General features: G+C 61.1%; 20 protein-coding genes. 4 read left to right on the top strand and 16 right to left on the bottom strand.

Going from position 1 to position 19,841, the window contains the following annotated elements; all coding sequences use genetic code 11:
* Positions 1-4 precede the first annotated feature (4 nt).
* Complete coding sequence (locus QMK50_RS22290; protein WP_159994520.1) at positions 5-754, bottom strand: electron transfer flavoprotein subunit beta/FixA family protein; 750 nt, start codon at positions 752-754, stop codon at positions 5-7.
* A 547-nt stretch (positions 755-1,301) separates the two neighbouring features.
* Here QMK50_RS22290 and QMK50_RS22285 point away from each other — a divergent pair.
* The gene (locus tag QMK50_RS22285; protein WP_320333957.1) at positions 1,302-2,966 is read left to right on the top strand and encodes an electron transfer flavoprotein-ubiquinone oxidoreductase; all 1,665 of its coding nucleotides are present in this window, start codon (positions 1,302-1,304) and stop codon (positions 2,964-2,966) included.
* A gap of 269 nt (positions 2,967-3,235) precedes the next feature.
* On the opposite strand, the gene QMK50_RS22280 is transcribed toward QMK50_RS22285, so the two are convergent.
* A complete protein-coding gene (locus QMK50_RS22280) occupies positions 3,236-4,126 on the bottom strand; it encodes an AraC family transcriptional regulator (RefSeq protein WP_095167670.1) in 891 nt (296 codons plus the stop codon).
* A 179-nt stretch (positions 4,127-4,305) separates the two neighbouring features.
* Between QMK50_RS22280 and QMK50_RS22275 the strand changes: the two genes are divergently transcribed.
* Positions 4,306-5,358, top strand: a complete 1,053-nt coding sequence (locus QMK50_RS22275) for an NAD(P)-dependent alcohol dehydrogenase (protein ID WP_320333956.1) — start codon at positions 4,306-4,308, stop codon at positions 5,356-5,358.
* Between the two features lie 8 nt (positions 5,359-5,366).
* Here QMK50_RS22275 and QMK50_RS22270 read toward each other — a convergent pair whose 3' ends face one another.
* Positions 5,367-5,849: a GNAT family N-acetyltransferase gene (locus QMK50_RS22270; RefSeq protein ID WP_320333955.1), complete on the bottom strand. Its 483-nt coding sequence runs from the start codon at positions 5,847-5,849 to the stop codon at positions 5,367-5,369.
* A gap of 230 nt (positions 5,850-6,079) precedes the next feature.
* Between QMK50_RS22270 and QMK50_RS22265 the strand changes: the two genes are divergently transcribed.
* Positions 6,080-7,300, top strand: a complete 1,221-nt coding sequence (locus QMK50_RS22265) for an MFS transporter (RefSeq protein WP_320333954.1) — start codon at positions 6,080-6,082, stop codon at positions 7,298-7,300.
* A gap of 20 nt (positions 7,301-7,320) precedes the next feature.
* Here QMK50_RS22265 and QMK50_RS22260 read toward each other — a convergent pair whose 3' ends face one another.
* The 4 genes from QMK50_RS22260 to QMK50_RS22245 all read right to left on the bottom strand — a co-directional run bounded on the left by QMK50_RS22260 (position 7,321) and on the right by QMK50_RS22245 (position 10,318).
* Complete coding sequence (locus QMK50_RS22260) at positions 7,321-7,881, bottom strand: DUF1285 domain-containing protein (RefSeq protein ID WP_320333953.1); 561 nt, start codon at positions 7,879-7,881, stop codon at positions 7,321-7,323.
* 17 nt (positions 7,882-7,898) lie between these two features.
* Complete coding sequence (locus QMK50_RS22255) at positions 7,899-8,504, bottom strand: DUF4823 domain-containing protein (protein WP_095167662.1); 606 nt, start codon at positions 8,502-8,504, stop codon at positions 7,899-7,901.
* 67 nt (positions 8,505-8,571) lie between these two features.
* Positions 8,572-9,540 carry a GTP 3',8-cyclase MoaA gene (locus tag QMK50_RS22250; protein WP_159994512.1) on the bottom strand — a complete coding sequence of 323 codons (969 nt, stop codon included), beginning with the start codon at positions 9,538-9,540 and terminating at the stop codon, positions 8,572-8,574.
* A 139-nt stretch (positions 9,541-9,679) separates the two neighbouring features.
* Positions 9,680-10,318, bottom strand: a complete 639-nt coding sequence (locus QMK50_RS22245) for a TetR/AcrR family transcriptional regulator (protein ID WP_095167659.1) — start codon at positions 10,316-10,318, stop codon at positions 9,680-9,682.
* An 80-nt stretch (positions 10,319-10,398) separates the two neighbouring features.
* Here QMK50_RS22245 and QMK50_RS22240 point away from each other — a divergent pair, with 80 nt between their 5' ends.
* A complete protein-coding gene (locus QMK50_RS22240) occupies positions 10,399-11,532 on the top strand; it encodes an aminotransferase class V-fold PLP-dependent enzyme (RefSeq protein WP_320333952.1) in 1,134 nt (377 codons plus the stop codon).
* 237 nt (positions 11,533-11,769) lie between these two features.
* Here QMK50_RS22240 and QMK50_RS22235 read toward each other — a convergent pair whose 3' ends face one another.
* From QMK50_RS22235 to fabD, 9 genes are all read right to left on the bottom strand, one after another.
* Positions 11,770-12,558 (bottom strand): TatD family hydrolase, encoded by a 789-nt coding sequence (locus tag QMK50_RS22235; protein ID WP_095167655.1) that lies wholly within the window; start codon positions 12,556-12,558, stop codon positions 11,770-11,772.
* 60 nt (positions 12,559-12,618) lie between these two features.
* Entirely contained in the window at positions 12,619-13,605 is a 987-nt protein-coding gene (locus QMK50_RS22230) for a DNA polymerase III subunit delta' (RefSeq protein WP_095167653.1), read from the bottom strand.
* Positions 13,598-14,230, bottom strand: a complete 633-nt coding sequence (tmk, locus tag QMK50_RS22225; protein WP_320333951.1) for a dTMP kinase — start codon at positions 14,228-14,230, stop codon at positions 13,598-13,600. The genes QMK50_RS22230 and tmk overlap by 8 nt, the downstream gene beginning before the upstream one ends.
* Positions 14,231-14,249: 19 nt before the next feature.
* Entirely contained in the window at positions 14,250-15,434 is a 1,185-nt protein-coding gene (gene mltG, locus QMK50_RS22220; RefSeq protein ID WP_320333950.1) for an endolytic transglycosylase MltG, read from the bottom strand.
* Positions 15,435-15,437: 3 nt separating this feature from the next.
* Positions 15,438-16,253: an aminodeoxychorismate lyase gene (gene pabC / locus QMK50_RS22215; protein WP_320333949.1), complete on the bottom strand. Its 816-nt coding sequence runs from the start codon at positions 16,251-16,253 to the stop codon at positions 15,438-15,440.
* Positions 16,253-17,497 carry a beta-ketoacyl-ACP synthase II gene (fabF, locus tag QMK50_RS22210; protein ID WP_095167644.1) on the bottom strand — a complete coding sequence of 415 codons (1,245 nt, stop codon included), beginning with the start codon at positions 17,495-17,497 and terminating at the stop codon, positions 16,253-16,255. Before fabF ends, pabC begins: the two co-directional genes overlap by 1 nt.
* 109 nt (positions 17,498-17,606) lie before the next feature.
* Positions 17,607-17,843 carry an acyl carrier protein gene (acpP, locus tag QMK50_RS22205; RefSeq protein WP_003175607.1) on the bottom strand — a complete coding sequence of 79 codons (237 nt, stop codon included), beginning with the start codon at positions 17,841-17,843 and terminating at the stop codon, positions 17,607-17,609.
* 192 nt (positions 17,844-18,035) lie between these two features.
* Positions 18,036-18,779 carry a 3-oxoacyl-ACP reductase FabG gene (gene fabG / locus QMK50_RS22200; protein WP_095167642.1) on the bottom strand — a complete coding sequence of 248 codons (744 nt, stop codon included), beginning with the start codon at positions 18,777-18,779 and terminating at the stop codon, positions 18,036-18,038.
* 16 nt (positions 18,780-18,795) lie between these two features.
* Entirely contained in the window at positions 18,796-19,734 is a 939-nt protein-coding gene (gene fabD, locus QMK50_RS22195) for an ACP S-malonyltransferase (protein WP_095167640.1), read from the bottom strand.
* Positions 19,735-19,841 lie beyond the last annotated feature (107 nt).

Below are 19,841 nucleotides of genomic sequence, written 5' to 3'. Positions count from 1 at the left end.
AAGCTCAAAGCACCTTCGCTTCGTTTTTCAGTTTCTCGACCAACTCAGCCACCGACTTGACCTTGATACCCGCGCTGCGTGCAGCCGGCGCTTCGACTTTCAGGGTCTTGTTGGTGGAGGCGGTGGAAACGCCCAAAGCATCCGGAGTCAGCACTTCAAGCGGCTTCTTCTTGGCTTTCATGATGTTTGGCAGGGACGCATAACGCGGCTCGTTCAAACGCAGGTCGGTGGTGACGATGGCTGGCAGTTTCAGGGAAACTGTCTGCGCGCCGCCGTCGATTTCACGAGTCACGGCAACGCTGTCGCCAGACACTTCGACTTTCGAAGCGAAGGTGCCCTGACCGTAGCCGCTCAATGCAGCGAGCATCTGGCCAGTCTGGTTGTTGTCGCTGTCGATCGCTTGTTTGCCGAGGATCACCAGTTGCGGCTGTTCCTTGTCGACAACAGCTTTCAACAACTTGGCAACGGCCAGGGAAGTCAGGTCTTCGGCGGATTCGACGAGGATGGCGCGGTCGGCACCCAGAGCCAGCGCGGTGCGCAGTTGCTCTTGAGCGGTGGACGGGCCGATGGAGACGACGACGATTTCAGTCGCAACACCTTTCTCTTTCAGGCGTACGGCTTCTTCCACTGCGATTTCGCAGAAAGGGTTCATCGACATCTTGACGTTAGCGAGATCGACGCCGGAGTTATCCGCTTTGACGCGGACCTTGACGTTATAGTCGACCACTCGTTTGACAGCTACAAGAACCTTCATGGATTCCTCGTTACTCTCCGGTGAAAAGAAAGTCGCCTAGGCGAACCTGGCGGTTGATGCTCATCGGGCACAAGGGCACCTCTAAAAACGCCGGGCTGTGTATCGGGTAATCCTGCTCAGGAGGCAAATGACCGTTCGTCAGTGGTGACTGACAAGTCATTCGTTTTCACAGCGTGTAGACTTCGCCGCGAACCCACATTGCGCATCACCTTGTACTGCCTTCGCCCTGTCTTTAGAGGTGCTCTTGAAACCAACAGTCAGCCTACGGCGAGCGCAAAACCGCCCGTATCTTGACCGGAACGCCTATTCCGGTCAATACGGCAAAATGGTCAGTTATAAGCCGCGCTTCTTTGATTTATCTGGCTTCCAGCAATTTCAAACAAACGTTTGTATTGGACGCTGAGAGTGGTGTAGATATAATGCGCCACCTAGAGAGAAAGGTGGGCCCTCGATTGTCCTCCTGCCCACAGGGCAGAGCAATTGATCGAGGCTACACCAAACCTCCAATTAGAAAAAAAACTGTTGAGCCTTGAGTAGGAGATAACCTGTGGAACGCGAATACATGGAATTCGACGTGGTCATCGTCGGTGCCGGCCCCGCTGGTCTTTCCGCCGCCTGCCGATTGAAGCAGAAGGCCGCCGAAGCCGGTAAGGAAATTAGCGTCTGCGTGGTCGAAAAAGGCTCCGAAGTCGGTGCGCATATCCTGTCCGGCGCGGTGTTCGAACCTCGAGCCCTGAACGAATTGTTCCCGGACTGGAAAGAGCTCGGCGCCCCGCTCAACACCCCGGTCGTGCGCGATGACATCTATGTGCTGCGCAACCCCGAGGCGTCCGTCAAGGTTCCTGACTTCTTTGTGCCCAAGACCATGCACAACGAAGGCAACTACATCATCTCCCTGGGCAACCTGTGCCGCTGGCTCGCCCAGCAGGCCGAGAACCTGGGCGTGGAAATCTACCCCGGCTTCGCCGCACAGGAAGCCCTGTTCGACGAAAATGGCGTGGTCCGCGGGATCATCACTGGTGACCTGGGCGTCGATCGCGAAGGTAATCCGAAAGAAGGCCTGTACACCCCCGGCATGGAACTGCGCGGCAAGTACACGCTGTTCGCCGAAGGTTGCCGCGGCCACATTGGCAAGCAACTGATCAAGCGCTTCAACCTGGACAGCGATGCCGACGCCCAGCACTACGGCATCGGCCTCAAGGAAATCTGGGAAATCGACCCGGCCAAGCACCAGCCTGGCCTGGTGGTCCACACCGCCGGCTGGCCGCTGGATATCATGGGCACCGAGAACACCGGCGGCTCGTTCCTCTATCACCTGGAAAACAACCAGGTGGTCGTGGGCCTGATCGTCGACCTGTCCTACAGCAACACCTACCTGTCGCCATTCGACGAGTTCCAGCGCCTCAAGCATCACCCGGTGCTCAAGCAATACCTGGAAGGCGGCAAGCGCATCAGCTACGGCGCCCGGGCAATCTGCAAAGGCGGCCTGAACTCGTTGCCGAAAATGGTCTTCAAGGGCGGCGCGCTGATCGGTTGCGACCTGGGCACCCTGAACTTCGCCAAGATCAAAGGCAGCCATACGGCGATGAAGTCCGGCATGCTCGCGGCTGAAGCGGTAGCTGATCGCCTGTTCGCCGAATCCGAAGGCGGCGACGAACTGACGACCTATGTCGACAGCTTCAAGAAAAGCTGGCTGTACGAAGAACTGTTCGCCAGCCGCAACTTCGGTCCAGCGATCCACAAGTTCGGCGCGATTGTCGGTGGTGGGGTCAACTGGCTCGACCAGAACATCTTCGGTGGCAAGCTGCCATTCACCCTGCACGACACCAAGCCAGACTACGCGTGCCTGAAGCTGGCGGCCGACTGCAAGAAGATCGACTACCCGAAACCCGACGGCAAACTCAGCTTCGACAAGCTCAGCTCGGTGTTCATCTCCGGTACCAACCACGAAGAAGAGCAGCCGTGCCACCTCAAGCTGGCCGACTCGAGCATCCCGATCAGCAAGAACCTGCCGCTCTACGACGAGCCTGCGCAGCGCTACTGCCCGGCCGGTGTGTATGAAGTGATCACCAAGGAAGACGGCGAGAAACGCTTCCAGATCAACGCCCAGAACTGCGTGCACTGCAAGACCTGTGACATCAAGGACCCTGCGCAGAACATCACCTGGGTGACGCCGGAAGGCGCGGGCGGACCGACTTACCCGAACATGTAAGCCGTATGCCTGAACATCAAGGCTCCCGAATGGGGCAATGCTGTTCAGTTAAGGGAACGTCACACTTTGTAGGAGCGAGCTTGCTCGCGAAGAACTCAAAGACGCCGCGTTTATACTGAACACACGCGTTATCGTTGACGTTTTTCGCGAGCAAGCTCGCTCCTACAAAAGCATCGCACTCCTTAACTGAACAGCATTGCCCGAATGGGGGCCTTTTTGTTGCCTGCAATAAAGCTCTGGTAGCAGCTGCCGAGCAGCGCACGGCTGGGTCAAGCGGCGCGCTCGTCCCCCGGGTTGCGCTCGAAGTAGCGCTTGTACTCGCGACTGAACTGCGACGTGCTCTGATAACCGACCCGGTGCGCCACCTGCGCCACGCCCAGGCCCTCGGCCACCAGCAAAGTCTGAGCCTTGAGCAGGCGCAGGCGCTTCAAGTACTGCACCGGCGACAACAGGGTGCTGCGCTTGAAGTGTTCATGGAAAGTCGAGGCGCTCATGTTGGCGCAGCTGGCCAGGGTCTCGACGTTCAACGGCTCGTTGTAGTGCGCATGCAGATGGCTGATCGACGCCGCGACGCGGGCGAACTGGCCCTGCTGCTCCACCAGCGCCCGCAGCACATCGGCCTGGGGCCCGCGCAGGGCGGTGAACAACAATTCACGCAGGCGCGCCGGCCCCATGATCCGAGCTTCCAGCGGATCGTGCAGGCACGACAACAACCGCTCGACACAACCGCGCATGCCGTCGTCGAGCACCACCGAGGTCATCGACTCGGGTGTCTGTGCGGCACCGGGCCGCCCTGGCGCCAGCCCCATGGCCAGCACCAACTCCCCCAGCAGCACCCGGTCAATCGCCACCGAGACCCCCAGCAAGGGGGCATTGGGCAAGGCATAGGTTTCGCATTCGAAGGGCACCGGCAATGCCTGGATCAGGTAATGCCCGGCCCCATACTCCATGGTCCGCGGCCCCAGGTACGCCAGTTTGCTGCCCTGGGCGATGATCATCAGGCTCGGCTCATAGATATGAGGGCCGCGGGCAACATCGCAACTGGCGCGCAGTACCTGCACGCCGGGCAACGCGGTCGGGGTGAAGCCATCACCGGTGGCCAGCGGCTCGATCAACGCCACCAGGCTGGCATTGGCGTCGAGATGACGGGTCAGCAACATAGGAAAAACTTCGCAAAAATGGGATGAAAGCATCATCGCAGGTCTGCTCGCCAATGCGAGCCTTGGCAGGCCGATGCCGGAGGATTAGGCATGACACCCGGAGGAATCGCCATGGCCGTTGACCGCCTTGGCGCCCAGAATGCGCCGCCTCTCCTGTCACTGTTTTTGCGAGGTTCATCATGTACACCGCCATCGGTTACGCCGCCCAGTCGGCCACCACTCCCCTCGCCCCCGTGCAATTCCAACGTCGTAGCCCACGAGCTGACGACGTCGCAATCGAGATCCTCTACTGCGGCGTCTGCCACTCCGACATTCACCAGGCACGCAACGAATGGGGGATTGCCGTTTACCCGCTGATGCCGGGCCACGAGATCGTCGGCAGGGTCACAGCCATCGGCGCCGACGTCAGCCAACATAAAGTCGGCGACCTGGTCGGCGTCGGCTGCATGGTCGACTCGTGCCGCCACTGCGAAGCCTGCCAGGCTGACCTGGAGCAGTACTGCCTCGAAGGCCCGACCATGACCTACGCCACCCCGGACCGGGTCGACGGCAGCAACACCATGGGCGGCTACTCCGACAGCATCGTGGTCAATCAACACTTTGTGGTGCGCATCCCGCCGCAACTGGACGCAGCCAGCGCCGCACCGATCCTCTGCGCCGGTATCACCACCTATTCGCCACTCAAGCACTACGGCGTGAAGGCTGGCGACAAGGTCGGCATTCTCGGCATGGGAGGCCTGGGCCACATGGGGATCAAGTTCGCCAAGGCCATGGGCGCCGAAGTGACGCTGTTCACTCGCTCGGCGAGCAAGGCTGAAGAAGGGCGTCGCCAGGGGGCCGACCACGTGATCGTCAGCACCGATGCCGCGCAGATGGCTGCGGCGGCCGGACAGTTCGATTTCCTGCTCGACACCATCCCGGTGCAGCACGACCTCAACCCCTACCTCGACACCCTGCGGTTTGACGGTGTGCACATCCTGGTGGGCTTGATTGAACCCGTCGATCCACCGGTCCACGCCGGCAAACTGGTGATGAGCCGCCGGGTCCTCGCTGGCTCGCTGATTGGCGGCATTGCCGAAACCCAGGAAGTGCTGGATTTCTGCGCTGCACACGGGATCACCTGTGACATCGAAATGCTCGATATCCGCCAGATCAACGAGGCTTACGCGCGCATGATCGCCGGTGATGTGAAGTATCGCTTTGTCATCGACATGGCGACCCTCAAGGCCTGAGCAACGCTTCAGCGCCCCTCGGCGAAATCACGCAGGACATTGCCGTCCATGCGATAGCGCACCCACTCTTCCTGGGGCTGGGCGCCGAGGGATTTGTAGAACTCGATGGCTGGGGTGTTCCACTCCAGCACACTCCACTCAAAACGCCCGCAGTCGTTGGCGCAAGCAATCTTCGCCAGGTGGCGCAGCAAGTATTTGCCTGCGCCACCGCCGCGCTGCTCGGGCGTGATGTACAGGTCTTCAAGGTACAGGCAGTTACTGCCCAGCCAGGTCGAATAGCTGAAGAAAAACACTGCAAACCCGATCGGCAGGCCATCGCGCAGACAGATCAGGCCGTGAGCGGTGGCACCTTCACTGAACAGGCTGCGTTCGATATCGGAGACACTGGCGATGACTTCGTGGCGGGCGCGCTCGTAATCCGCCAGCTCGGTGATGAAGGCGAGAATTTGCGGGGCATCGCTGGGTGTGGCCGGGCGGATCTCGATCGACATGGACGTCCCTTGAGAACGAATGAAAACGCCATACTATGTCGCCGATCGACGTTCGTCACATGGCACTGTCAAATTTTCTCCAGGCAACGCTGGTGCTGATCAAAGGACTCGCGCTGCCCAGGGGTTACTCCGCTATCCGCTAACCCTGAAACCGCCAACCACAGAACAAACACTCGGGCTGGCCGTGGTAGATAAGGGTTCGACAAACCTACCGGTCACGAGATATCGCCATGCCCCGTCGCTCTACTCCGGACTCCGCCGTTGCGGGAAAACTGTTTGGCCTGTTCTGCCTCGCCAGCTACCTGCTGTCGTTGTCCTACGGCTCGACCTTTTTACTGTCCCTGCTGATCAGCTCACGGGGCGGTAACGAGCACGATGCCGGCAGCGTGATTTCTGCGGCGATGCTCAGCACCTTCGCCGCGGTGCTGGTTTCCGGGCATTTGTCGGACCTGTTCGGTGCCGCGCGTTCGATTGCCCTGTTCGGCGGCCTGCTGGTGCTGGCCAGCCTGGGGTTTGCCCTGACGCCGGGCTTTGGCAGCGCCTTGCTGTTTTTTGGCCTGACCCTGGGCCTGGGCTGGGGCGTGTTCTACACCCTGGGGCCGATCATCGTGGCCATGCTGGTGCCCGCAGCACAACGGACCAGGTATTTCGCCCTGCTGTCGGGCAGCATGATGACCGGCATCGGGTCCGGGCCCTTGCTGGGGCGCGCCGCCAGCGCCCTGGGTTATCCACTGAGCAGCGCGTTTTTCCTTGCCGCCCTCGCCAGCCTGATCGGTGCGCTGCTGTTCTGGCGCCTGGGTGCGGTGCTTTCGCAACGACCCAATCAGCTGGGCAATGCCGCGCTTTCGCGCATTTCCTGGGCAGCGACGGTTCGGGTGATGTCCTCCAGGGCGCTGTTCCCGATCATCATGGTGGGTCTGGGTGGTTGCGTCTTCGGCGGGCTGTCGAGCTTTCAGACCAGCTACGCCGCCGCGCGTGCGCTGGATTACTCGCTGTTCTTTCTCGGGTTCATGAGCGCGGCGATTACCAGCCGCATGCTGATTGCCAGCTTCGTGGTCAAGCGCGACCCTTACTGGGCATCGTGCCTGCTGTCGGGGTTGATGGTGGTGTCGGTGCTGATGTTCGGCTTCGTCGTCGACGATGCCATCAGCTACCTGCTGGCAGCCGTGGTGCTGGGCATCGGCTACGGCCTGACCTACTCGGTGATCAATGGCCTGGCCGCCAACGAAGCGCCGCCCGGCAGCACCTCTCAAGCCCTGCTGCTGTTCAGCCTGGGCTATTTTGTCGGGGTTTTTGGCTTTCCCTGGCTGGCGGGCAGGATCATCGTCGAGCAAGGGCTGCCGGCGATGTTGCTGGTGGTGCTGGGCGTGGCGCTGTTGAACTGGCTGATCACGGTCGGGCGGTTGTTGTGGCGCTGGCTGGTCACGAGCAAGGCATTGCAGGAGGCGTAGGGTGCTCGTGTGAGTCGCGATCAGGGCTCGAGCCCGATGGGGAAAAACTCGCCACCGCTGTAAACCCCCAGCCAGCGCTGGCCGTCGAGTTCGCGGGTGACGGCGAGCTCGACCAGTTGGTAGAACACGTTGCGATGGATCAAGGCTTCGAGGTTGCTCCGTACGTGCACATAAGGGGCTGGTTCCTGGGTCTGCGGGTTGATGACCACTCGCAGAGGGTGCTCTGGCCCGGCTTCGGTGACTTCCTCGACGTTGGTGGTGAAACGCAGTACCTGGGCCTCGCCCTCGCCTTGCACCTCCAGGGTCACGGCCACGAAAGGCGCGTCATCCACTTTGATCCCGACCTTCTCCACCGGGGTGATCAGGAAATAATCGTCACCGTCGCGGCGCATGATGGTGGAGAACAGCTTGACCATCGGCTTGCGCCCGATGGGCGTGCCCAGGTAGTACCAGGTGCCGTCGCGGGCGATGCGCATGTCGATGTCGCCACAGAAGTCGGGGTTCCACAGATGAACCGGCGGCAAGCCTTTGGACTTGGGGATTTGCCCCAGCAGATCGTTAGCTTTTTGCGCACCACTCATGTTGTTCTCCCGTTGAACTACTGATCGCCCAGGCCCAGCAGGCTACGCGCATATTGCGCCAGCGGCGGGCCCAGCAGATCTTCTGGCCTGGTGTCGTGGAACGTCAGTAAACCGCCACGACTCTTGATCCGTGCAGTATCAATCAAATACTGGGTGCTGGTCTCGATCAACATCAGTTGAATCACCCCTTTGTCGATACCCAGGCGATCCACCGCCTCTTGATCGAGCCATTCATCCGAGTTGCCGATGCGGTCATCGGCGCTGGCAAAGCGGGTGTAGAGCAGATAATGGGCGCCTGCAGCCCGTGCCTCGCCCATGGCGGCATCCAGGCCCTCGGGCGCGCGGGCGCGACGGACCATCGGAAAATACTCGATAAAGCCGTTGAAAGCCTGTTCGGCAACCACGTTGGGGCGCGGCTCGGCACTGCCAGGCGGAGCAAACGGGCCCTGGGCAATGTAGATGAACGAGTCTGGCTGAATACGCAGGTTGTTCACCCGACGGCTGTCGCTGTGATCGAGAAAACCGGCGTCGCTCATCTGATCGCGAACCCCTTCACCCATGTCGCTGACAGTCATGCAGCCGCCAAGCGTGACAACCGCCAGCAGCAAAACCAGGCTACGCATCCTTACCCTCCAGAAGCCGGTGACGGAAAACCGGCGAATCCGGGCAAGATGCAGCTTCCGCGCCAGCTCAGCCGCCGATGATTTTCATCACGGTTGCGCCACCGGAAAATGCCACTTCCTGCTTGTCCCCCAGGGCCTTCACCAACAGCCGTTGCAACGCCGGCAAGGCCTGGTGACGGGGCTTGTCCAGCAGGTCGCCGACATAATGCCGATTGCTCGATGACAGGCAGCCATGCAACCAGCCCGTGGACGACAGGCGCAGGCGCGAGCAGGTCCGGCAGAACGGCACGCTTTCATTGGCGATCACGCCAAAATGGCCGAGCCCGGGGATTTCATAGCGCACCGCCGTGGCATCCACCGGCGCATCGGCTTGCAGGTATTCGTATTGCTCGCCAATCAGGCCGAGTAGCTGCTGGAGGCTGACGAACTGCTGCAGGAAGGCATTCGAGTCAGAGGCCAGGTGGCCCATGCGCATCAATTCGATAAAACGCAGTTCATAGCCGCGCTCCAGGCAGTATTCGAGCAAGGGCATCACCTGGTCCAGGTTCTGCCCGCGCAGCGGTACCATGTTGACCTTGATCTTGATGCCCGCGGCGCGGGCCTGCTGCATGCCATCGAGCACCGTCGGCAGATCGCCACCGCGAGCGATACCGCGAAAGGCCGCTGGGTCCAGGGTATCGAGGGAAACGTTGATCCGCCGAATGCCGGCATCCACCAGCAAAGGCAGCTTTTTGCCCAGCAACTGGCCGTTGGTGGTCAGGCTGATCTCATCCAGGCCCATCTGCCCGACCGCTCGCATGAAGGTTTCCAGCTTCGGGCTCACCAGCGGCTCACCGCCGGTAATGCGCAGCCGCTCGATGCCAGCCGCCTCGATCAGGTACGCAACCCCGCGCGCCATGGCTTCGGCCGACAGCTCGTCCTGCGCAGCCACCAGCCGCTTGCCGTTAGGCACGCAGTAGGTACAGGCATAGTTGCAGGCGGAGGTCAGGCTGACGCGCAAATTGCGGAAGCGCCTGCCTTGTCGGTCAACGATCATGGATTACTCCGGCGGAAGTCGGTGCGGAAAAGCTAAAACTTGACTCACAAATCAAGTTTTAGCAATACCTAAGCCTGAGTATATTCCTGGGGCACTGCGCCATACAGGGAAACATGGCGCAATAAGGCTGCTGAATGAATCAGCTGCCTGGGGTGTCGGTATCGCGCTTGCGCTTGTTACCCATGCGCACGCCGATATCCATCAGGAACTGGAAGAAACCTTCCTGGTCTTCCAGCACATTGCTCCAGAACGGCGAGTGATACAGCGCCACGGCGCCGTGCACCAGCGCCCAGGATGCGCAGTAGTGGAAATACGGCGGCACGTCTTCAAGCTTGCCTTCGCTGATCCGGCCCTTGATCAACAGGGTCAGGCGCTCGAAGTTGGAGGCGCGGATCTTGTGCAACTCCTCGACCATCTCTGGCACCTGGTTGCCCTTGACCACTTTCTCTTCCAGGCGATCGAACAACCGGTAGCGTTGCGGGTCGCGCATGCGAAATTCGAAGTAGGCCCGGGACAGGGCTTCCTTATCCTTGTCGACATCGGCAGAGTGCAGCAGCTCGTTCAGGTCACGCTCGTAATCGAGCATCAGGCGCAGATAGATCTCCGCCTTGGACTTGAAGTGCTTATAGATGGTGCCTTTGCCGATACCCACGGCATCAGCGATCATCTCGACGGTGACACTGTCTTCACCTTGTTCGAGGAACAGCTTGAGCGCGGTGTCGAGAATTTCTTGCTCGCGGCGACGAAACTCACGGACCTTACGAGGTTCTTTGTGCATAAGAAAAAGGTCTGTAGGGGTCAAAATTCGAAGCCGCGTATTATGCCTAACTTGCGCCAAATTGCACGGATCATCCGACCATGACTACGTTTCTTGATGAATTTGTACAGGCTCCAGGCCTTCGCTATTTGAATCATGCGGCCGTCGCGCCCTGGCCAAATCGGGCGGCCAGCGCCGTGGCGCGCTTCGCCCAAGAGAACGTTTTGCTGGGCGCGCGGGACTATTCGGACTGGATGTCACTGGAGCAGCGCCTGCGTGAACGCCTGATGCGCCTGCTAAACGCACCGTCGACGGACGACATCGCGCTGGTCAAAAATACTTCTGAAGCGCTGTCTTTTGTCGCCTTTGGACTGCCCTGGCAGAGCGGTGACCAGATCGTCATCAGCGATGAGGAGTTCCCATCCAACCGCATCGTCTGGGAAGCCCTGGCCGCGCAAGGCGTCGAAGTGATCCAAGCCAGCCTCAAGGGCGACGATCCGGAAGGCGCGCTGTTGGCTGCCTGCGGCCCCCGCACGCGCTTGATGTCGGTCAGCGCCATACAATTTGCCAACGGCCTGCGCCTGGACCTGCAGCGCCTCGGAGCCGGCTGCAAACAGCAAAACGTGCTGTTTTGCATCGACGCCATCCAGCAACTCGGCGCCCTGCCCTTCGACGTCCAGAGCTATCAATGCGACTTTGCCATGGCCGATGGCCACAAATGGTTGCTGGGCCCGGAGGGCCTGGGGGTGTTCTACGTGCGCAGCGAACTGCGCGAACAACTCAAGCTGCACGAATTCGGCTGGCACATGCTTGAACACATGGGCGACTACACCCGCACCACCTGGGAGCCGGCCAAGAGTGCCCGGCGTTTTGAGTGCGGCAGCCCGAACATGCTCGGCGCGATGGCCCTGGAGGCCAGTCTGTCGTTACTGGAAGAAGTCGGCATGCCGACCGTCGCCACACTCATCGCCGAACGCGTGCAGTGGCTGCAGGACGGTTTGGGCGCAATCGCCGGGATCACCCTGCACAGCCCGCTCAATCCGGCTCGGCGCGGGGGGATTTTTTCCTTCAGCATCGACGGCATGGAAAACCAGGTCGTGTACGAGGCTCTCAAGGCACAGCAGGTGGTGTGTATTCCGCGCGGCCCGGGCGTGCGGTTTTCCCCGCACTTCTATACCGAAAAACGCGTGATCGACGAAACTATCGCCATAGTCGCAGCCATCGCCAAGCAGTGAGAACTCAAGCGAAGCGCCGGTATTCCAAATATGTTTAAGAAACCCGGGGAGCAAACTGGACTCGGCGCAATACTGATCAATACTTGAAATGTCGGCGCGTCATCTCCCCCAAGTGGCGCGTGGATATAGGTACCAACGGACCGCGTACCTTTGTTTTACTCCTAATGGTCTTAACCCGGATTCACCCCCCAGAACCCGGGTTTTTTTTGCCTGCGATTTGCCTCCCCAGGCCGTCGCTCAAACCGATTTAACGTGGGCCAAGGGGAACAGTCGCTTGAAGTTTTCGGTGGTCTGCTCGGCAAACCGCTCGTAGGACTCACCGCGGAGCATCGCCAGGAACTCCGCCACTTCGCGTACGTATTGCGGCAGGTTAGGTTTGCCGCGGTAGGGAATCGGCGCCAGGTAGGGGGAATCGGTCTCCACCAGCAGGCGATCGGCCGGCACCTTGCTCGCGACATCACGCAAGGCATCGGCATTGCGGAAGGTGACGATGCCGGACAACGAGATGTAGAAGCCCAGGTCAAGCGCCGCCTTGGCCATGTCCCAGTCTTCGGTGAAGCAATGCAGCACACCCGCCTGGGGCAAGGCTGCCTCGCGCAGCAATGCCAGGGTATCGGCGCGTGCGCCACGGGTGTGGACGATCACCGGCTTGCCCGTTTGCTGGGCGGCTTGCAGGTGAAGGCGGAAGGATTGCTGCTGCAGCTCGGCCGCCTCTGGCTCGTAATGGTAGTCAAGGCCCGTCTCGCCAATGGCCACCACGCGCGGATGATTGAGCTCGTGCAACAGCCAGTCCAACGCCGGTGCCGCGCCCGGCTGGACGTCCAGCGGATGCACGCCCACCGAGCAGTCGACGTCGTCGTAGCGCTCGGCAAGCGCCTTGACGTCGGCCGCGTTGTCGACACTGACGCCGATACACAGGAAATGCCCAACCCCGCGCTGGCGCGCCGCCTCAAGGGCAGCGTCCAGGGAGCCGTCGTGGGCGGCGAGGTCGAGACGGTCGAGATGGCAATGGGAATCTACAAGCATAGTGAGGTTGCAACTAAATCGTATGGGTGGGGCGCCCGGACACAGTCCGGGCAGCGCGGATTAACGTTGAGCCGGCAACCCTGTCCACTGCACCAGCAGGGCCTCGAGCAGCAGCACACGGTTGAGGTTAGCCTTGCTCAGGACCTTCTGCCGCTGGGCCAGGATCCAGTCCTGGATGTTCAGCACCTTGTCCTGGGAAGACTTCTGCGCCAGGTACTGCACCACCTTGCGCATATCCACCAGGCCGAGGCCGGCTTCATCCTGGGTCAGTTGATAACGCAGGATCAGGCTCGACCAGTCGCAGAACCAGTCGAACAACAACAGCAGCGGGATCGCATTCCAGCCTTCGGCCAGTTGGGTGGGCGACTGCTGTTGCTTGAGTAGTTTCTTCACCCCATCGACCACCAGCGCCCGCTGTTCGCGTACGCCCTGGGCCTGCAGGGTGACCGCTGCCAGGGGCGAGCCGGCTGCCAGGGTCAGCAACTCGACCCGCTCCTCTTGCGTGCAATCGGGCAAGGCCTGGGCCAGCCATGCCAGGCTCATGGCCTCGCTGGGCAGCGGACAGGCTTGCTGTACACAGCGACTCTTGATGGTCGGCAACAGGCGACTGGTCTGGTGGCTGACCAGCAACAGCACGGTGTCACCAGACGGTTCTTCGAGGCTTTTGAGCAAGGCGTTGGCGGCGTTGATGTTCATCGACTCCACCGGCTCGATCAGCACCACCTTGCGCCCGCCCAACTGCGCGGTCTGGACCACGAAACTGACCAACTCACGGACCTGGTCGACCTTGATCGCCTTGTCCGCCTCCTCCGGCTCGAGAATGTAGTTGTCCGGATGGCTGCCGGCCTTGAGCAACAGGCAGGATTTGCATTGCCCACAAGCATCCAGGCCGTCTGGCCGCTGGCACAGCAGGCGCGCCATCAGACGCTCGGCCAGGGCGCGCTTGCCAATCCCCTTGGGGCCATGGAGCAGGTAGGCGTGGGCGTGCTGCCCGCGGCCGGCCAGTTGCTGCCAGAGGCTGTCCTGCCACGGATAGGCTTCAGCCACGGTGACGCTCCAGCAACTGTGGCAGCAAGCCGTCCAGCGCCTGCTGCACCTGCGCCAATGGCTGGGCGGCATCGACCAACAGGTAACGCTGCGGATCTGCCGCGGCACGCTGGAGGAATGCCGCGCGCACGGCCTCGAAGAACACCCGGCCTTCCAGCTCGAACCGATCCAGTCGGCCACGGGCACTGGCGCGGGCCATGCCGATCTCGATCGGCAAATCGAACACCAGGGTCAGGTCCGGGCGCAAATCGCCCTGGACGAAGGCCTCCAACGCCGCGATGCGCTCCAGCGACAACCCGCGGCCGGCGCCCTGATAGGCGTAGGTCGAATCGGTAAACCGGTCACAGAGCACCACCGCGCCGCGCGCCAGCGCCGGGCGGATGACCTCGGCCAGGTGCTGGGCGCGCGCGGCGAACACCAGCAACAGCTCGGTATCGGCATGCATGACTTCATCGACCGGCGCCAGCAGCACTTCGCGGATGCGCTCGGCCAAGGGGGTACCGCCAGGCTCGCGCGTCAGCACCACTTCGATACCGGCGTCACGCAGGCGTTCGGCAAGGTATTCGCGATTGGTGCTTTTGCCGGCGCCTTCGGGGCCTTCCAGGGTAATAAACAAGCCAGTCACAGGCAGTCCTTAGTCAGAGTCATTGCGAGCTTTGCGGTGCCTGGGCGTCAGGCGTTGGCGGCGCAGGCGGTAGATCCTGCGGGACCGCCTCGGGCGCTTCGGGCACTGCTGGCACCTCCGGCACCTGCGGCACCACCGGCGCCGGCTCCTCGGGCGTCACCGCACCGTTGGCGGGCGCAGGGCTGGAACGATAGTCGGCGCGGCGCTTGAGTTGATACTCGCGCACGGCGTTGTTGTGGGCATCCAGGTCATCGGAAAATACATGGCTGCCGTCGCCGCGAGCGACGAAGTACAGGCTGCTGCCCGACACCGGGTTGAGGGCCGCGTGAATCGCTTCACGGCCGACCATGGCAATCGGGGTCGGCGGCAGGCCGAAAATCACATAGGTGTTGTAGGGCGTCGGCTCGCGCAGGGACGCGCGGGTCAGCTTTCCGTTGTAGCGCTCACCCATGCCATAGATCACGGTCGGATCGGTCTGCAGCATCATGCCGATCTGCATGCGCCGTACAAACACTCCGGCAATCTGTCCGCGCTCCTGTGGCACCCCGGTTTCCTTCTCCACCAGAGACGCCATGATCAGCGCCTGGTAGGGCTCGTTGTACGGCACATCCGGGGAGCGCTTGCTCCATTCCTTGGCCAGCACTTCTTCCAGCCGATCGTAGGCCTTTTCCAGGACTTCGGCATCGGTCATGCCGCGGACGAAACGGTAGGTGTCCGGAAAGAACCGACCCTCGGGAAATACGCCGCCATGCCCGAGTTTTTCCATCAGCTCGCTGTCGCTGAGGCCGGCCAGGGTCTGTTCGAGCTTATCGTTTTTCGCCAGCGCTGCACGCACCTGGCGGAAGTTCCAGCCTTCCACCAGCGTCAGGCTGTACTGGACCACTTCGCCGCGCTGCCACAGGCCGATCAGGCCTTGTGCGCTCATGCCCGGCAGCATGCGGTATTCGCCGCTGTGCAGGGGTTGGGTGGCCAGGTTGAAGCGCCAGTACAGGCGCAGCCAGAAAGCGTCCTCGAGCACACCGTCGGCTTCCAGGCGATTGAAGGTCCCGGACGGCGTCGAGCCAGTGGGTACGTCGAGTAACTCTTCCTGAGTAATGTTGAGTGGCTGTTCCAGCGCCGAATTGATTTTCCAGGCCGAAGCGCCCAGCAGCAGCCCCGCCAGAACCAATCCGGTTTCCAGCAGCAGCAAGAGTTTACGTCTCACGAATCAAGCATCCAGTAGCGCGCGGGCAATTCCCTGCAGTTTACGGGTGAGCGGCCCAACCGGCCAGCTCAGCGCAGCATATGCGTTTACCGGCCAGATGCCGTAGACGCTGTTGCAGACAAAGACTTCATCGGCCTGTTGCAGTTGTTCGAGGCTGATGTCGGTGATTTCAGTGGGGATCCCCAGTGACTTGGCTTGAAACAATAATTCGCCCCGCATCACCCCGGCGACACCACATCGGCGCAAATCAGCGGTCAGCAGCACGCCATCACGCACGATGAACAAATTACTGAACACACCCTCGATGACTCGGGCATCTACGTCCAACATCAACCCTTCTGCGCACTCAGGCCCCTGCCACTCGGCGCGGGCAAGGACTTGCTCAAGACGATTGAGGTGCTTGAGGCCCGCCAGCAGCGGCTGGCTGGCCAAACGCGTGGCACAGGGGAACAGGCGCACGCCGTGCTCGGCATGAACGCCGGGGTAATGTGCAGGGGGATTGCCTTGCAGGATACGCCGCGGCGCAGTTGCAGGGTCGAAGGCATAACCGCGTTGACTGTCGCCTCGGGTCAGGATCAGCTTGAGCACGCCGTCGCCGAGTTCGGCGGCATACGCCACCAGTTCGGCGCGAATCAGCCTGTGATCCGCCGCCAGTGCCAGGCGTGAGCAGCCCTCGGCCAGGCGTTGCAGGTGGCGTTCCAGCAATACCGGCTGGCCGCCCCTGACGGCGATGGTCTCGAACAAGCCATCGCCGTAGGCCAGGCCGCGGTCTTTTAGCGACAGTGCGTCAGCCGGCTGACCGTCGACCCAGCTTTCCATCAGTCGACGAACCGACGGAACACCAGGGAGCCGTTGGTGCCACCAAACCCGAAGGAGTTGGACAGCACTACGTCGATATCCATGTTACGCGCAGTGTGCGGCACAAAATCGAGATCGCAGCCTTCGTCCGGCTCGTCCAGGTTGATGGTTGGCGGCGCGACCTGGCCGTTGATCGCCAGCACGCTGAAGATCGCCTCGACGGCGCCCGCGGCACCCAGCAGGTGGCCGGTCATGGACTTGGTCGAGCTGATGGCCAGCTTGTAGGCGTGATCGCCGAACACGGTCTTGATCGCCTGGGCTTCGGCGAGGTCGCCGGCCGAGGTCGAGGTGCCGTGGGCATTGATGTACTGCACCTGGTCGCCATTGATCCGCGCATCACGCAGGGCGTTGGCGATGCAGCGAGCAGCACCGGCACCGTCCGCCGGAGGCGAGGTCATGTGATAGGCATCGCCGCTGGTACCAAAGCCAATCAGCTCGGCGTAGATGGTCGCCCCGCGTGCCTTGGCGTGCTCCAGCTCTTCGAGAACCAGGGCCCCGGCACCGTCGGACAGTACAAAACCATCACGGCCCTTGTCCCATGGACGGCTGGCGCGGGTCGGCTCGTCATTGCGCGTGGAGAGTGCACGGGCAGCACCAAAGCCACCCATGCCCAGGCCACAGGCGGCCATCTCGGCACCACCGGCAATCATCACGTCGGCTTCGCCGTAGGCAATGTTGCGCGCAGCCATGCCGATACAGTGAGTACCGGTGGTGCAGGCAGTGGCAATGGCGTAGTTAGGTCCCTGTATACCCAGGTGGATCGACAGGAAACCGGAAATCATATTGATGATCGAGCCCGGCACGAAAAACGGCGAAATCCGTCGCGGCCCGGAATCATGCAGCGTGCGGCTGGTCTCTTCGATATTGGTCAGTCCGCCAATACCCGAGCCCATAGCCACGCCGATACGCTCACGGTTGGCATCGGTGACTTCCAGGCCGGCATTACGCACCGCCTGAAACCCGGCCGCCAGACCGTATTGAATGAACAGGTCGAGTTTGCGAGCTTCCTTGACCGACAGGTACTCCTCGACATTGAAGCCCTTTACCGAGCCGCCAAAACGAGTGGAATAGGCAGAAAGGTCAGTGTGTTCGATCAGACCAATGCCACTGCGGCCAGCCAGAATGCCCTGCCAGCTGCTCGGCACATCCGTGCCCAGTGGCGACAACATACCCATACCGGTGACTACGACGCGTCTACGCGACACAGCACTCTCCTTTTTTCAAATGACGACTTTGCATCAGACCTAAAGAAAAAACCGCACGCCATGATGGCAGTGCGGTTTTTCCATGACAGCTAACAACGATTACAAACTATTACGCCTGGTGGCTAGTAACGTAATCGATGGCAGCTTGTACAGTAGTGATCTTCTCAGCTTCTTCGTCAGGGATTTCGGTCTCGAATTCCTCTTCCAGAGCCATCACCAGCTCAACGGTGTCAAGGGAGTCGGCACCCAGGTCTTCAACGAAGGAAGCAGTGTTCACCACTTCTTCTTCTTTAACGCCCAGTTGCTCAGCAACGATTTTCTTGACGCGCTCTTCGATGGTGCTCATACCTTGTTTTCACTCCTAATGGACAAATTCAGGCAGCTGGCCAGTGGGTAAGTGTATAGAAAGGCTTTTCAGTTTTTCAACTGAAAGCTTCACTCCTCAAACCCTGACGACCGGCTGCCTATAAATAGATTGCAGCTTTATAACGGATTTTAGACAGCTCGTATGACATTTTTTTGAAGCGATCCGTCACATTTAACTCATGTACATCCCGCCGTTCACCGGGATTGTAGCCCCAGTAACGTAAGCCGCACCGTCCGACGCAAGAAAAGCGACCACAGACGCGATCTCTTGAGCTTGCCCCAGACGACCCAGCGGAATTTGTGTCTGCAGGGCTTCACGCTGCGCTTCAGGCAGTTCGCGGGTCATATCGGTGTCGATGAACCCAGGAGCCACCGAGTTGACCGTAATCGAGCGCGAGCCCACTTCACGGGCCAAAGCGCGACTGAAACCTTCCAGACCTGCCTTGGCGGCTGCATAGTTTACTTGGCCTGCGTTGCCCATGGCACCCACAACCGAACCAATACTGATAATTCGACCCCAACGCGCCTTGGTCATGCCGCGCAAAACACCCTTGGACAGGCGGAACAGACTGTTCAGGTTGGTATCGACGACGTCATGCCATTCGTCATCTTTCATCCGCATCATCAGGTTATCGCGGGTGATACCGGCGTTATTGACCAGGATCGCCGGCGCACCGAATTGCTCCTGGATGCTCGCCAGAACACTGGCCACGGACTCGTCGCTAGTGACGTTGAGCTCCAGGCCCGTGCCTTGAATACCATTTTCCTTCAGGGTGGCGGCAATGCGCTCGGCACCCGCGGCGGAAGTAGCGGTACCCACCACGATGGCACCCTGACGACCCAATTCCAGGGCGATAGCCTGGCCGATGCCACGGCTCGCACCGGTGACCAGTGCAACTTTACCTTGCAGACTCATGCAAGCTTCTCCTGATTCAGGCCAACGCTGCACGGGTGGCAGCGAAAGCGTCTGGGGTATTGAGGTTGGATGTCGACACGCCTTCGGCGCAACGCTTGTTCAGGCCGGCCAGGACTTTGCCCGGGCCGCACTCGACCAGGTTGGTCGCGCCCTTGGCCGCCAGCGCCTGTACGGACTCGACCCAGCGTACTGGCTTGAACAGTTGCTCGAGCAGATCACGCTTGAGGGTCTGTAGATCGGCCGGCACTTGTGCGCTGACGTTCTGCACCACTGGAATCTGCGGGGCCTGCCAGTCAATCGCGGCGACGGACTCGGCAAACTGCTCGGCCGCAGGACGCATCAGCTCACAGTGCGACGGCACGCTGACCGGCAACGGCATGGCGCGCTTGGCACCCCGCGCCTTGCAGCCTTCGATGGCACGCTCGACGGCCGCCTTGGCACCGGCGATCACCACCTGGCCCGGGGAGTTGAAGTTGACCGCGCTGACCACCTCGCCTTGCGCCGCTTCGGCACAGGCCGCCAGCACGTCAGCGTCGTCCAGGCCGAGAATCGCCGCCATGGCACCCTGCCCGGCCGGAACGGCTTGCTGCATCAGTTGACCACGACGTTCGACCAGCTTCACGGCGTCGCCCAGACTCAGGCTGCCTGCCGCGACCAGGGCACTGTATTCGCCCAGGCTGTGACCGGCCACATAAGCCGGACGCGCACCGCCTTCAGCCAGCCACAGGCGCCACAGGGCGATCGAGGCAGTGAGGATGGCCGGCTGGGTCTTGTCGGTTTGATTGAGCTGCTCTTCCGGCCCTTGCTGGGTCAGTGCCCACAGGTCGTAACCCAGAGCATCGGAAGCTTCTTTGAATGTTTCGAGGATCAGCGGATATTGCGCGCCCAGCTCGGCCAGCATGCCGAGGGACTGCGAACCCTGTCCTGGAAAGACGAATGCGAGGGAAGCAGACATGTAACAAGCCCCTAATGATCTTGTCGTCGGAGAGTTGACGCCCCGCTGTGGGGACGCAAGAAACTGACAGTTGGATGGCCAATTGAACTGAGCGGTCACATTTAAGC

It is taken from the genome of Pseudomonas sp. P5_152 (genome assembly GCF_033989915.1).
Taxonomy (GTDB): Bacteria; Pseudomonadota; Gammaproteobacteria; order Pseudomonadales; family Pseudomonadaceae; genus Aquipseudomonas.
The sequence above is the reverse complement of the archived record's forward strand: the minus strand, read 5'-3'. Positions and strand labels throughout refer to the sequence as shown.